The organism is Streptomyces sp. NPDC014676 (assembly GCF_043084105.1).
GTDB lineage: Bacteria > Actinomycetota > Actinomycetes > Streptomycetales > Streptomycetaceae > Streptomyces.
Window position 1 is genome coordinate 62,384 of the sequence record NZ_JBIBZI010000010.1, and the last position, 12,582, is coordinate 74,965.

Sequence of the window (12,582 nt, forward strand, 5' to 3'; positions counted from 1 at the left end):
CCTAGCGTGTCGCCGCAACCGCTGGCGTTTCGCCACTCGGCACCGGAGTCATCCGGCCCTCCGGTCGACACAGCAGGAGGAAGCATGGACGCACGGCTGTACCGGCGCGCCCGAAGATCCCTGACAGGACTGGTCGTCGGCGCGTTCGTCGCGGGCGGGCTCTGGGGAGCCCCCCTGGCGACGGCACGGCCGGGCTCCGCGGCGCAGGCGGACGTGCCGCCCCAGGAGCCCGGGGTCACCCTGCGCGTCTTCGACGTCCAGGTCCCGCTCGACAAGATCTGCACGCTCAAGCCCGGACAGACCCCCAACGTCGACAAGTTGATGCCGGCCGTCGACTGGAGCACGACCGACGACTTCGGCGGATTCAACGACAACTTCGTCACCCAGGTCACCGGCAACGTCCATGCGCCGGCCGACGGTTCGTACACCTTCCGGCTGTCCAGCGACGACGGCTCACGGCTGCTGATCGACGACCGGCTGGTCATCGACCACGACGGGCTGCACGGTGCCGAACCCAAGGACGGCACGGTCCAGCTCACCGAGGGCATCCACTCGTTGCGCATCGACCACTTCGAGCGCGGCGGCGATCAGGTGCTCAACCTCGCCTGGCAGCCGCCGGGCGCCGAGGGATTCGCGACGGTGCCGAACTCGGCGCTGAGCACCGACGCCGGCGTGGTCCGCGTCACGGCCCCGGGCCGCAAGGAGTGCGAGGGCTTCCGGGACTCGCCGGGCGACGGCCTCCCGCTGAACTCGGTGCGCCCCGACCACACCCTCACCGACCTGCGCCCCGAGGGCTTCCAGCCGCAGGTCACCGGCATGGACTGGCTGCCCGACGGCCGACTGGTGGTGAGCACCTGGGGCGGCACCGACAACACCGCCGGCGAGGTCTACGTCATGGACGAGGTCACCGGCACCACCGGCCCGGACAAGGTGAAGGCCACGAAGATCGCCGAGGGCCTCAAGGAACCGATGGGCCTCAAGGTCGTCGACGGCACCATCTTCGTCTCCCAGAAGCACGAACTGACGGAGCTGGGCGACAGCGACGGCGACGGCGTCATGGACGAGTTCAAGACCATCGCCACCTGGCCCTACGGCGGCAACTTCCACGAGTTCGCCTTCGGACTGCTGTACAGCAAGGGCTACTTCTATCTGAACCTGTCCGTCGCCATCAACTACGGCGGCGCCACCACGGACCCGCAGCCCGCACCGGGCCGGGGCGCGACCATCAAGGTCAACAAGAAGACCGGCAAGGTGAGTTACCTCGCCGGCGGCCTGCGCACCCCGAACGGCATCGGCTGGGGCCCCGGCGGTGACATCTTCGCCACCGACAACCAGGGCGGCTGGCTCCCCTCGTCGAAGCTGGTCCACATCAAGCAGGACCGCTTCTTCAACCACTACACCAACCCCGCGGGCCCCTTCGACTCCGAGCCGGTGACCCAGCCGGTGCTCTGGCTCCCGCAGAACGAGATCGCCAACTCGCCCAGCACACCGCTCTACCTGACCAAGGGCAGGTTCAAGGGGCAGATGCTGTTCGGCGACGTCACCTACGGCGGTCTCCAGCGCGCCTACCTGGAGAAGGTCAAGGGCCAGTACCAGGGCGCGGTCTTCCGCTTCACCCAGGGCCTCGAAGCCGGCGTCAACCGGATCACCATGGGCCCCGACGGCGCGATCTACGCGGGCGGTCTGGGAGCGGACGGCAACTGGGGCCAGGAGGGCAAGCTCAGGTACGGCCTCCAGAAGCTGACGCCGAACGGCGGCAACACCTTCGACATCCAGGCCATGCGGGTGAAGAAGGGCGGCTTCGAGCTGGAGTACACCCAGCCGCTGTCCCAGGAGACCGCTGACAACCTTGTCAGCCACTACGAGGCCCAGCAGTGGCGCTACACCCCGACGCGCGACTACGGCGGTCCCAAGATCGCCGAGGAGACCCTGAAGGTGACGTCGGCCGAGCTGTCGCGCGACCGCAAGAAGGTGACCCTGGCCGTCGAGGGGCTCAAGCCGGGCCGCGTCGTCCACCTCCGCTCCCCGCGCCCGTTCAGCTCGGCGTCCGGCGAGACCCTGTGGAGCACGGAAGCCTGGTACACGCTCAACGCCGTGCCCGGCAAGCAGCCCGAACAGGGCCCGCTGTACGAGGCCGAGGAGGCGGCCCTCACCGGCGCGGCCGGCATCAACACCGACCACCGGGGCTACTCCGGCAGCGGCTTCGTCGACCGGTACGGCACCCAGGGCGCCACGACGACCTTCGACGTCGAGGTGGACCGGAGCGGAACGTACGACCTGGGGCTGCGCTACTCCAACGGCCCGGACCCCTTCCGGGGCACCAAGTCCCTCTCCCTGTACGTCAACGGCAAGAAGGTGAAGCAGAGCGAGTTCCGCAGCACCGGTGACTGGGACACCTGGTCGACGCAGACCGAGGCCCTGAGACTGCGGGCCGGGCACAACAGCGTCGCCTACCGGTACGACGAGGGCGACACCGGCCACGTCAACCTCGACCTCCTCAGCGTCGACCGGCACGGCAGGTCGATCGACCTGTTCGATGGTGACGGCCTGGACCGGTGGCAGCACACCGACGGACGCCCGGTCGAGTGGCCGGTCACCGACGGTGCGATGGAGGTCTGCTGCGGGGACATCCGCACCAAGAACAGCTACGACGACTTCAAGCTGCACGTGGAGTACTGGCTGCCCCAGCTCCCCCCGGACGTGACGGGCCAGGACCGCGCCAACAGCGGCGTCTACCTCCAGGACCGCTATGAGCTCCAGGTCCTGGACTCCTACGGCGACACCACACTCGACACCAACGAAGCGGGGGCGATCTACCTGAAGAAGGCCCCCGATGTGAACGCCGCCAAGGCCCCCGAGACCTGGCAGTCGTACGACATCGTCTTCCACGCGGCGCGCTACGACGCCGAAGGGAACAAGACGTCGGACGCGCGGGTCACCGTGGTGTGGAACGGCAAGAAGATCCACGACGACGTGACCATCGACAGTCCGACGGGAGGCGGAATCGCCGAGGGCCCCGCGGCCGGAGCCATCCGGCTGCAGGACCACGGCAACAAGGTCCGTTACCGCAACATCCGTATCGAGCCGCTGAGCTAGCGCGCGACGGCCCGGTCCGGTGTCCTGCCGTCCGGCACGGACGGCAGGACACCGGACGCCTCGTCCGCGGAGAAACGGCGGGCGCGGATCCCGGTGGCCGGCCCCCGCCCCGCGCCGTACCGCCCCTGTGGCGCTCGGGGCGGCTGCGGGAGCCGGCGGCGCGGGCCGGTGTCCTCGTCCCGGTCGGCCGCGGCGGCGAGCACCGCGCCATCACGCCGGCCGGCCCCTCCTGACCTGACAGGGACCGCCACACGAGGCCGGAGAAAATTCCGGCGGAGATGTCGAGAACCCCTGTCCGGCTGCGTCCCCGGGGTGAGCGCGACCACAATGGCCGCACCGGAACCGAGGAGCACACCATGGCCGAGTACCTGCTGCTGAAGCACTACTGAGGCGCTCCCGCCGCGGTCGACGACGTGCCGGTCCCCGGCCCGGAAAGCGGGAAGCCGGGGCGCACGGGACCGCGCGCGGACCGGGACACCGCGCGCCCCTCCCGGCTCGTGCCGCCGTTCACGAAGCGCGAGGCGGCGGGGAGGGAGTGGCCGAAGGGCGAGTGCCGGTGCCCGGTGGCACGCTGAGGTCAAAGGGATTCAGCGAAAGGACATCGCGGTGATCACCACTGACTTCGCCCCCGGCTCCCCCTGCATGCTCGACCTCGGGTCCCCCGACGTCCGGGCCGCCGCGGCCTTCTACGGCGCGGTCCTCGGCTGGGACTACGAGCCCATGGGGGACGGGGAGGACATGGAAGGCGGGATGTTCCGCAAGGACGGCAAGATGGTCGCCGGGCTGGGCAAGCTCACCGAGGAGGGCGCCCGCCCGGCCTGGATGATCTACTACACCGTCGCCGACGCGGACGCCACGACCCAGGCGGTGGAGCGCGCCGGCGGCACCGTGCGGGTGCCGCCGATGGACCTCGAACAATGGGGGCGGATGGCACAGTACAGCGACCCGCTGGGCGGCCAGTTCGCCGTCTGGCAGCCGGGGGAGAGCAAGGGCGTCGACCTGGTGGACCAGCCGGGCTCACTGTCCTGGACCGAGCTGTACACCAGTGACGCGGCGGCCGCGAAGGAGTTCTACGGCGGTGTCCTCGGCTGGCGGTTCAGCGACATGGAGATGCCGGGCGGCGAGGGCACCTACACCCTGATCACCCCGACCGGACTGCCCGAGGAGCGGATGCACGGCGGCCTCATGGAGGTCCGCGAGGAGGACCTCGCCCTGGCGGGCGGGCGGCCGTACTGGCACCCGGTCTTCCACGTCACCGACTGCGACGCCGCGGTGGCCGAGGTCACCGGGAACGGCGGAAGCGTGCAGATGGGCCCGGAGGACGCGGAGGGCGTCGGCCGCCTGGCCGTCTGCCTCGACCCCTTCGACGCGGACTTCGTCGTGCTCACCCCGGCCGAGAGCTGAACGCCGGGGACGCCGGGCCGGCCGTCACCGGGCCGGCCGCTGCGCGTACACCTCGATCTCGATCTTCATACGCGGATCGGCCAGACCGCACACGAGCATGGTGGCGGCCGGCCTGACGTCGCCGAAACAGCGGCGCAGGACCGGCCAGCAGGGCTCGAAGTCATTCCGGTCGGGCAGGAGGTAGCGCACCCGCACCACGTCGGCGAAGGCGCACCCCGCCTCGGCCAGCGCGGACCCGATGTTGCGCAGACACTGCTCGGCCTGCTCCACCACGTCGTCGGAGATCGTCATGGTGGTGTAGTCGAAGCCGGTCGTCCCGGACACGTGCACCCAGTCGCCGTGGACCACGGCACGGGCGTAGCCGATCTGCTCCTCGAACGTCGAGCCGCTGAGGATCGCACGTCGCTCTGTCATCCGCGGGATGCTATGTGACCGGCATCGATACGTCTAATACGGCGAGAGGCATGACCTGATGTCTCCGGGCGTACTCCGGGCGTATGACGCCTCCCGAGCCCCGCCCGGGGCTCCCGCCGCCGCCCGCACCCACGTCGTCGCCCGGCGGAGGAACGACCCGGACCCGCTGGTCGCGAACCTGCCGGCCACCGCCGCCCCGAGGTGTTCAGGCCGGGTGCAGTTCCCGCAGGGCGTCCAGTACCTCCTGGTCGGTGACCTGGTGGAAGTCCTCGTACCACTCGCCGACCGACCGCAGCCGCTGCGGCTGGTACAGGGAGACCACGTCGTCGGCCTCGTCCCGCAGCGCCGCGGCGGTCCCGTGACCGCACACCGGCACCGCCAGCGTCAGCCGCAGCGGGCCGCCGCGCCGGAGGTGCCGCAGCGCCGCGCGGGCGGTGACCCCCGAGACCAGCCCGTCGTCCACGACCACGATGCTGTGACCGCTGATGTCCGGGGCCGGACGCCCGCCCCGGTAGACACCCTCCCGCCGGTGCAGCTCGACCCGCGCCCGGGCCACCTCGGCGCCGAGCCTGTCCTCCGACAGGTCCATGGCCCTCAGCCCCGTACGGTCGAAGACCGGGGGATCGTCACCGGCGATCGCCCCGACACTCACCCCGGGAGACCCGGGAACCCCGATCTTGCGGACCACCAGGACATCCAGGGGCACCTGCATCGCCCGGGCGATCTCCGCCCCGACCGGAACGCCACCGCGCGGCAGCGCCAGCACGGTCACATTCGCGAGATCACCGCTGCTCGCCCACTCCAGCATCCTGACGGCCAGCTCCTGTCCGGCATGCGCCCGGCTTCGGAATCGCACGGCTCGCTCCCTTCCTCGGCCACGCCTGCCGGGTAACCGTCATCGGCCCCCGCTCACCTGGGGATGTCACGGCGGTGAGCCGCGCACCGCACGACCGGCCTCCCCGGACGCCGCCGCCCCGGGACCCGGACCGACCGGCTGACACCGCAGGCGTGCACCGTGGAAGGTGCCCGCCGCTCACGGCACAGTGGAGACATGAACGCACACGACGAGAACACCCTGGCCCGGGCGCGCGTGGCGACCAGGCTGCCGGCCCAGGATCTCGACCGGGCCCGGCGCTTCTATGCCGAACGGCTCGGCCTGGAACCCGTCGACGAACGGTCCGGCGGACTCCTCTACCGGTGCGCGGGCGCGGATTTCGTGCTCTTCCGGTCGACGGGAGCCTCCTCGGGCACCTTCACCCAGATGGCGTTCGAGGTCGACGACATCGAAGGCGTGGTGGCGGAACTCAAGCGGCGCGGCGTGGTGTTCGAAGACGTCGACGTGCCCGGGCTCCGCACCACCGACGGCATCGCCGAGATCGAGGGCAACTACCCGAGCAAGGGTGCCCGCGCCGAACGCGGAGCCTGGTTCCGCGACAGCGAGGGCAACCTGCTGGGCGTCGGTGAGCCGGTCGTGTGAGGAACGCCGGTGTCCTCAGCGGTCCTGGGACAGGCGCAGGAGGTCGGCGAAGGTGCCGTGTTCGGTGATCCGGCCCTTTTCCATGACGATGATGTGATCGGTGATTCCGGTGTTCTCCGGACGGTGTGTGACCACGATGGTGATGCGGTCGCCGGAGATCGCCTTGATCCTCTCGAAGATGCCGTGTGCGCCGCGCGGGTCCATCCGGGAGGTGGGCTCGTCCAGGATCAGCAGGGAGTGCAGGGAGTGCAGGGAGGTGGTGGTGAACCGGCGGTCGTTCTCCGGTCCGCCGGAGGCGATGCCGGAGACGGGCTCGGGCACGCGCAGCCTTCCGATGAGGGTGCCGTCGGGGCGGTGGCGGTGCACGCCGTCCCCTTGTGCCGCGCGGCTCTCCCGCACGCGCCCGGAGCCGGTGGGGCGGCCGACGGGCCGGGCATGACGTCCGAGGTAATCGACCCGTTCCTGTCTCCTCCGGCAGGATCGGGCGCATCCACGGAGACCCCGCGCCGGGCTCCGGGCCGCAGCCGAGAGGGGAGCGTCATGTCCATCGACCCCAGTGTCACCCACGGGAGTTCCGCCGAGGTCACCCGGGCCGTCGTGGGGGAGTTCCTCGCCGCCCGGTCCGCCGGGGACACCGGGCGGCTGGCCGCGGTCTTCGCCGACGAGGTCGACTGGCTGCTCGCCGACAATCCCGCCGTCCCGTGGATCCGCCCGCGGTCCACCGCCGCCGAATGCGCGGCCCAGCTCACGGAGTTGATGGAGCACACCGTGCCCGAGGACGCACGCGCCTCCGTCGACACCTTCCTCGTCGACGGGAAGGACGCGGTCCTGATGGGGCATCTGTCGGGGACGGTACGGGCGACGGGCCGGTCCTTCCAGGGCCCGTTCGCCCTGCGCCTCACCGTGGAGGGCGGCCGGATCACCCGGCACCACCTCTACGAGAACAGCCTGTCCATCGCCGGGGCCTGCGCCCCCTGACGGGCGGGCGCGGACCCCGGCGGCCGGCTCAGTCGAGGAGTTCGGCGACCAGGGTGGCGAACTCCTCGGGGGTGGCGAGGCGGATGCCGAGCTGTTCGGCCTTCGCGCGCTTGGAACCGGCGCCCTCGCCCGCGACCACGAGGGCGGTCTTCTTGGAGACGCTGGAGGAGGAGCGTCCGCCGGCCCGCTCGACGAGTTCGTTCATCTCGTTGCGGGAGAGCTTCTCCAGCTTCCCGGTCATCGCGCCGGTGACCACCACCGTCATCCCGGCCAGCGGGCCGCCCTCGGCCGGGGCGTCGTCCTCGGCGCCGGGGGGCGGCGGCGGAGTGGCCCCGGGTTCCGTCATGTTGACCCCGGCGGCGGCCAGCTTGTCGATGAGCGGCGCCAGTTCGGCGAGCTCCGCGACGATCGACGGGGCCTTCTCCGCCCCGATGCCGTCGACCCGCTGCATGGCCTCGGCGTCGGCCGCGCGGATGTGGTCCATGGTGGCGAAGTAGCGGGCGATGCGCCGTGACATGGACCTCCCCGTACCCCGCACGCCCAGCGCGCACAGCACCCGCGACAGCGGCTGCCCCTTGGCCTTGGCGAGCGCGGCGAGCAGATTGTCGGTGCTGGTCTCGCCCATCCGCTCCAGGGCGAGCAACTGCTCGCGCCGCAGGGTGAACAGATCGGCGAGATCGGCCACCAGGCCCGCCTCGACGAGCTGCACCACGCGGGTGGCGCCCAGACCCTCGATGTCGAGCTGGTCGCGGCCCGCCGCGTAGGCGAGGGACGCGACCAGGTGGCAGTTGCGGCCCTGCGCGCACCGCCAGCGTTCCTCACCGGTGTCGATGTCCGAACCGCAGCGCGGGCACTGCGCCGGGAACTCGATCGGCCGCTCCTGACCCGTCCGCAGATGGGCCACCGGCGCCTCGATGCGGGGGATGACGTCGCCCGCCCGGTGCACCATGACGTGGTCGCCCAGGCGCAGGTCGCGGCGGGTGATGTCGGCCGGGTTGTGCAGGGTGGCGTAGGTGATGGTGGAGCCGTCGATGACGACCGGTTCGAGGACGCCGCGCGGCGCGATGATGCCCGTACGGCCGACGTTCCACTCCACCTCCAGCAACCGGGTGATCTTCTCCACGGCCGGCAGCTTGTAGGCGATCGCCCAGCGCGGCGCGCGGGAGCCGGACCCCGCGGCCCGCTGGTCCTCGGCGAGGTCGGCCTTGATGACGATCCCGTCGATGCCGAACGGCAGCTCGGCGCGGACCGCGGCGATCTCCTTCACCCGGTCCAGGACCTCCTCGGTGGTCTCGGCGACGACGTCCGGGACGGCGGTCCGGGCGCTGGTGTGGACCCCGAGACCGCCGGCCAGCGCCATCAGTTCGCTGTGCGCGAGCTCGTTCAGCTTCTCGGTGAGGACGGGGTCGGTGTCGGGCAGCGGCAGCAGACCGTAGCCGAAGAACGTCATCGGAACCGTGTAGACGCGCTCCTTCGCCCGCAGCGTGCCCGCCGCCGCGTTGCGCGGGTTGGCGAACGGCTGCCCGCCGTGCGAGGTGCGCACCTCGTTGGCGTGCTCGAACTGGGCGGCCGTCATGAGGACTTCGCCGCGCACCTCCACGGTGACCGGCTCGTCCAGCTTCTCGGGCAGCCCCTCGATGGTGCCGATCGCGTGCGAGACGTCCTCCCCGGCCGTCCCGTCCCCGCGGGTGATCAGCCGGGTGAGCCGGCCGCCGCTGTACCGGGCGGCGATCGCGAGCCCGTCCAGCTTCGGACCCACACTGAAGCGCGTCGCCTCACGTCCGGTACGGCGGGACAGGGAGGCCGTCCAGGCGGTGAACTCCTCCGCGGAGAACACGTTGTCCAGGCTGAGCATGGGCACCGTGTGCGGCACGTCGCCCTCCACCGCCCCGCCGGCGACCTTCCCGGTGGGGGAGTCGGGGAGTATCCCGTCGGGATGCTCCGCCTCCCAGTCGGCGATCCCTCGTACCAGCCGGTCGTAGGTGTCGTCGTCCAGCGCCGAGGTACCGCCCTCGTAGTAGGCGGCGGCCGCGCGTACGGCGTCCTCGACCGCCTGCGCGTAGGCGGCGGCATCCACGATCACTGCTGCAGGTGTTGTCATGCGTCGCATCCTGCCTCCCCCCACTGACAACGGGGTCCGACGGACATCACACCCTGACCGTTTGCCTAAAAATATTAGGCAGATGCATAGCTAATTTAGCTGATGGAGAGGATGGCTATGGCAGCGCGCGTAGGACTGACGGCGGAACGCCTGACCAGAGCGGGGGCGGAGCTCGCCGACGAGGTCGGCTTCGACCGGGTGACCGTCTCCGAGCTCGCCCGGCGCTTCGACGTCAAGGTGGCGAGCCTGTACTCCCACGTGAGGAACTCCCAGGACCTCAGGACGCGGATCGCGCTGCTCGCCCTGGAGGAACTCGCCGACCGTGCCGCCGACGCCCTGGCCGGACGGGCCGGCAAGGACGCCCTGACCGCCCTGGCGAACGTCTACCGCGACTACGCGCGGGAGCACCCCGGCCGCTATGCGGCGGCCCAGTTCCGGCTCGATCCGGAAGCGGCCGCCGGCAGCGCGGGAGCGCGGCACGCGCAGATGACCCGGGCCCTCCTGCGCGGCTACGACCTGGCGGAACCGGACCAGACCCATGCGGTCCGCCTGCTGGGCAGCGTCTTCCACGGCTACGTCAGCATCGAGATGGGCGGAGGGTTCAGCCACAGCGCCCCCGACACCCAGGAGACCTGGTCACGCGTCCTCGACGCGCTCGACGCCCTCCTGCGCAACTGGCCCGCGCCCTGACCGCGACCCCCGGCCCTTGAACCGCCCCGACCCACGGACGGAAACCATGTCCCCCGCTTTGCACACCACCCCCCTCACCGCGGACCTCGTGCGCGGCGCCCTCGACCTGGAGCCCACGGCGAACGGGGTCCTGCCCCACCGCCTGCCCGCCCGGGCCCGCGCCCGGAACACCGACGGACAGCTCGCCATGGCCGAGTCCCAGCCCTCCGGCGTACGACTGGTCTTCCGCACCCGGGCGACCGCGGTCGAACTCGACACCCTGCCCACCAAGCGGGTCCACATCGGTGCCCCGCCCCGCCCGGACGGCCGGTACGACCTGCTCGTCGACGGTCGCCCGGCCGGCCGGGCGACCGCGGCCGGCGGCAACACCCTGACCATCGACATGAGCACCGGAGCGGTCGAACACGGCACCGGCCCCGCCGTCACCCTCCGCTTCACCGGTCTGCCCGAGCGCGACAAGACCGTCGAGATCTGGCTTCCGCACAACGAGACCACCGAACTCGTCGCCCTGCGCACCGACACCCCCGTCGAGCCCGCACCCGTCTGTGGCCGCAGGACCTGGCTGCACCACGGCAGCTCCATCAGCCACGGCTCCGACGCCGCGAGCCCCACCACGACCTGGCCCGCGCTCGCCGCGGCACAGGGCGGCGTGGAACTGGTCAACCTGGGCTTCGGCGGCAGCGCCCTGCTCGACCCGTTCGTCGCCCGGACCATGCGCGACACACCCGCCGACCTGATCAGCGTCAAGATCGGCATCAACCTGGTCAACGCCGACCTGATGCGGCTGCGCGCCTTCACCCCGGCCGTCCACGGCTTCCTCGACACCCTCCGCGAGGGCCACCCCACCGCGCCCCTGCTGGTCGTCTCGCCGATCCTGTGCCCCATCCACGAGGACACGCCCGGCCCCACCGCCTACGACTTCAGCCACCTCGCCGAGGGCAGGCTCCTGTTCACCGCCACGGGTGATCCCGGGGAGCGGGCCGCGGGCAAGCTGACACTCGGCGTCATCCGCGACGAGCTGAAGCGCATCGTGACGCAACGCGCGGCCGAGGATCCGAACGTGCACTACCTCGACGGCCGTGACCTCTACGGCGAGGCGGACCACGCCGAACTGCCGCTGCCCGACCGGCTCCACCCCGACGCGGCCGCGCACCGCCGCATCGGCGCACGCTTCGCCGCCCACGCCTTCGCGGCCGAAGACGGCCCGTTCACGCGGGCCGGGGAGTGACCTACTCGAAGAACTTGAGACTCCAGCCGGTGTCGGTGTTCGGCCCGGGAACGTCGGCGCGGCTGTAGGTGGTGTTCCCCCACCAGCAGAACGTGCCCGTGTACCAGTAGCGGTTCCCCCAGGTGTACGGCGTGCCCTTCGGCACCGCGTGGAACATCAGCGGGAACCTCGGCCCGGCGGGCGGGCTGGTGCCGATGTCGCCACGCAGCAGCACGAAGCTGTGGTGGCCGGGTCCGTCGACATGCAGCGTCGGGTCCCAGCCGGCCATCATCGTGGCCCGGCTGGAGCCGAACAGACAGCCGTTGGACTTGTACCAGTCCCACACGTACGTCGGGTCGCCGCCGGCCCGCAGCCGCAGGTCGGCCAGGCAGTACTGGTCGCTCCAGCTGCCGTTGGCGGAGTAGGTGATGTGCAGCTGCCCGTTGGGATCCATGATCGGCTCGGGGCCCTCGTTGATGAACGGGTTGCCGACCACCCGCTCCCAGCTCTCCCGGGGCTGCGAGATGATGTGCCGCGCACCGGTCGGCGTGGTCGGGCTGCTCATCCGGGCGATGTACAGGTTCTGCTCGACGTTGGTGTCCCCGGCCCAGCCGGACCAGACGAACCAGCGCTGTCCGTTGAACGTGAACAGGGTCCCGTCGATGGCCCACTTGTCGTCCGGCAGGGCCAGTTCCGTCTCGGCGGAGTAGCCGCTGTCGGGGCCGGCCGAGCTGATCACGTACATCCGGTGGGCCGCTCCGCGCCCGGCCGTGAAGTAGATGTAGTAGCGGCCGCCGTCCATCACGATCTCCGGCGCCCAGACCTCGCCGAGACCACGCGTGTCCGACCAGACCTGCCGCGGGGCCGCCGAGTCCAGGGCCGCCGTCGAGGAGGCCTGCCGTACGGCGATGCCCCCTCCGGTCGACTGCGCCGAGATGTACGTGCCGCCGACCCGGAGCACGCTCGGATCCGCGGCGCGCAGACCGGTCCGGTCCGCCTGGGCGGGCCCGGCGGACGTCAGGGTCAGCGCGGCGGCGAGCACGCCGGACAGCACGAAGCCGAGGGCCCCGGCCAGACGGCGGGAGAGTCTCTTCGGCCCGTGGGGAAGCCTGGCCATCGTGTCCCGTCACCTCCACGCCGAGGTTTACATCGATGAAATCCGCTTCCACAGGATGGTGACCAGTGGCGAGCATGTCAATAGAGCCGTCGGGTCCG

General features: G+C 71.3%; 10 protein-coding genes and 2 pseudogenes. 7 read left to right on the top strand and 5 right to left on the bottom strand.

Annotation, left to right across the window (positions count from 1 at the left end):
* Positions 1 to 84: 84 nt before the first annotated feature.
* The 3 genes and pseudogenes from ACF1DX_RS26080 (at position 85) to ACF1DX_RS26090 (ending at position 4,500) form a co-directional block, all read left to right on the top strand.
* The gene (locus ACF1DX_RS26080) at positions 85 to 3,096 is read left to right on the top strand and encodes a family 16 glycoside hydrolase (protein ID WP_391793564.1); all 3,012 of its coding nucleotides are present in this window, start codon (positions 85 to 87) and stop codon (positions 3,094 to 3,096) included.
* 101 nt (positions 3,097 to 3,197) lie between these two features.
* Positions 3,198 to 3,326 (top strand): annotated as a pseudogene (locus ACF1DX_RS26085) (cupin); the annotation flags it as partial.
* 376 nt (positions 3,327 to 3,702) lie between these two features.
* Positions 3,703 to 4,500: a VOC family protein gene (locus ACF1DX_RS26090; protein ID WP_391793565.1), complete on the top strand. Its 798-nt coding sequence runs from the start codon at positions 3,703 to 3,705 to the stop codon at positions 4,498 to 4,500.
* A 24-nt stretch (positions 4,501 to 4,524) separates the two neighbouring features.
* Here the strand turns inward: ACF1DX_RS26090 and ACF1DX_RS26095 are convergent, their stop codons facing one another.
* Together ACF1DX_RS26095 and ACF1DX_RS26100 are read right to left on the bottom strand one after the other, a co-directional pair.
* Complete coding sequence (locus ACF1DX_RS26095; RefSeq protein ID WP_391793566.1) at positions 4,525 to 4,914, bottom strand: RidA family protein; 390 nt, start codon at positions 4,912 to 4,914, stop codon at positions 4,525 to 4,527.
* Between the two features lie 205 nt (positions 4,915 to 5,119).
* Complete coding sequence (locus tag ACF1DX_RS26100) at positions 5,120 to 5,770, bottom strand: phosphoribosyltransferase (protein WP_391793567.1); 651 nt, start codon at positions 5,768 to 5,770, stop codon at positions 5,120 to 5,122.
* A 195-nt stretch (positions 5,771 to 5,965) separates the two neighbouring features.
* Here ACF1DX_RS26100 and ACF1DX_RS26105 point away from each other — a divergent pair, with 195 nt between their 5' ends.
* The gene (locus tag ACF1DX_RS26105) at positions 5,966 to 6,391 is read left to right on the top strand and encodes a VOC family protein (RefSeq protein WP_391793568.1); all 426 of its coding nucleotides are present in this window, start codon (positions 5,966 to 5,968) and stop codon (positions 6,389 to 6,391) included.
* 15 nt (positions 6,392 to 6,406) lie between these two features.
* On the opposite strand, the pseudogene ACF1DX_RS26110 reads toward ACF1DX_RS26105, so the two are convergent.
* A pseudogene (locus ACF1DX_RS26110) lies at positions 6,407 to 6,628 on the bottom strand (ABC transporter ATP-binding protein); the annotation flags it as partial.
* Positions 6,629 to 6,931: 303 nt separating this feature from the next.
* Between ACF1DX_RS26110 and ACF1DX_RS26115 the strand changes: the two are divergent.
* Positions 6,932 to 7,369: a nuclear transport factor 2 family protein gene (locus ACF1DX_RS26115; protein ID WP_391793569.1), complete on the top strand. Its 438-nt coding sequence runs from the start codon at positions 6,932 to 6,934 to the stop codon at positions 7,367 to 7,369.
* 28 nt (positions 7,370 to 7,397) lie between these two features.
* Here ACF1DX_RS26115 and ligA read toward each other — a convergent pair whose 3' ends face one another.
* Complete coding sequence (ligA, locus tag ACF1DX_RS26120) at positions 7,398 to 9,470, bottom strand: NAD-dependent DNA ligase LigA (RefSeq protein WP_391793570.1); 2,073 nt, start codon at positions 9,468 to 9,470, stop codon at positions 7,398 to 7,400.
* Between the two features lie 117 nt (positions 9,471 to 9,587).
* Between ligA and ACF1DX_RS26125 the strand changes: the two genes are divergently transcribed.
* Positions 9,588 to 10,160, top strand: a complete 573-nt coding sequence (locus ACF1DX_RS26125) for a TetR/AcrR family transcriptional regulator (RefSeq protein ID WP_391793571.1) — start codon at positions 9,588 to 9,590, stop codon at positions 10,158 to 10,160.
* Between the two features lie 46 nt (positions 10,161 to 10,206).
* Positions 10,207 to 11,388, top strand: a complete 1,182-nt coding sequence (locus ACF1DX_RS26130) for a GDSL-type esterase/lipase family protein (protein WP_391793572.1) — start codon at positions 10,207 to 10,209, stop codon at positions 11,386 to 11,388.
* Between the two features lies 1 nt (position 11,389).
* On the opposite strand, the gene ACF1DX_RS26135 is transcribed toward ACF1DX_RS26130, so the two are convergent.
* Positions 11,390 to 12,484, bottom strand: coding sequence for a glycoside hydrolase family 43 protein (locus tag ACF1DX_RS26135; RefSeq protein ID WP_391793573.1), 1,095 nt, complete (start codon positions 12,482 to 12,484; stop codon positions 11,390 to 11,392).
* Between the last annotated feature and the right edge of the window lie 98 nt (positions 12,485 to 12,582).

What these genes read in the sequence shown, in the direction of transcription:
- ACF1DX_RS26080 (WP_391793564.1), top strand. Translation starts at nt 85, where the DNA reads ATGGACGCACGGCTGTACCGGCGCGCCCGAAGATCCCTGACAGGACTG.
- ACF1DX_RS26095 (WP_391793566.1), bottom strand. Translation starts at nt 4,914, where the DNA reads ATGACAGAGCGACGTGCGATCCTCAGCGGCTCGACGTTCGAGGAGCAG.
- ACF1DX_RS26105 (WP_391793568.1), top strand. Translation starts at nt 5,966, where the DNA reads ATGAACGCACACGACGAGAACACCCTGGCCCGGGCGCGCGTGGCGACC.
- ACF1DX_RS26115 (WP_391793569.1), top strand. Translation starts at nt 6,932, where the DNA reads ATGTCCATCGACCCCAGTGTCACCCACGGGAGTTCCGCCGAGGTCACC.
- ligA (WP_391793570.1), bottom strand. Translation starts at nt 9,470, where the DNA reads ATGACAACACCTGCAGCAGTGATCGTGGATGCCGCCGCCTACGCGCAG.
- ACF1DX_RS26125 (WP_391793571.1), top strand. Translation starts at nt 9,588, where the DNA reads ATGGCAGCGCGCGTAGGACTGACGGCGGAACGCCTGACCAGAGCGGGG.
- ACF1DX_RS26130 (WP_391793572.1), top strand. Translation starts at nt 10,207, where the DNA reads ATGTCCCCCGCTTTGCACACCACCCCCCTCACCGCGGACCTCGTGCGC.
- ACF1DX_RS26135 (WP_391793573.1), bottom strand. Translation starts at nt 12,484, where the DNA reads ATGGCCAGGCTTCCCCACGGGCCGAAGAGACTCTCCCGCCGTCTGGCC.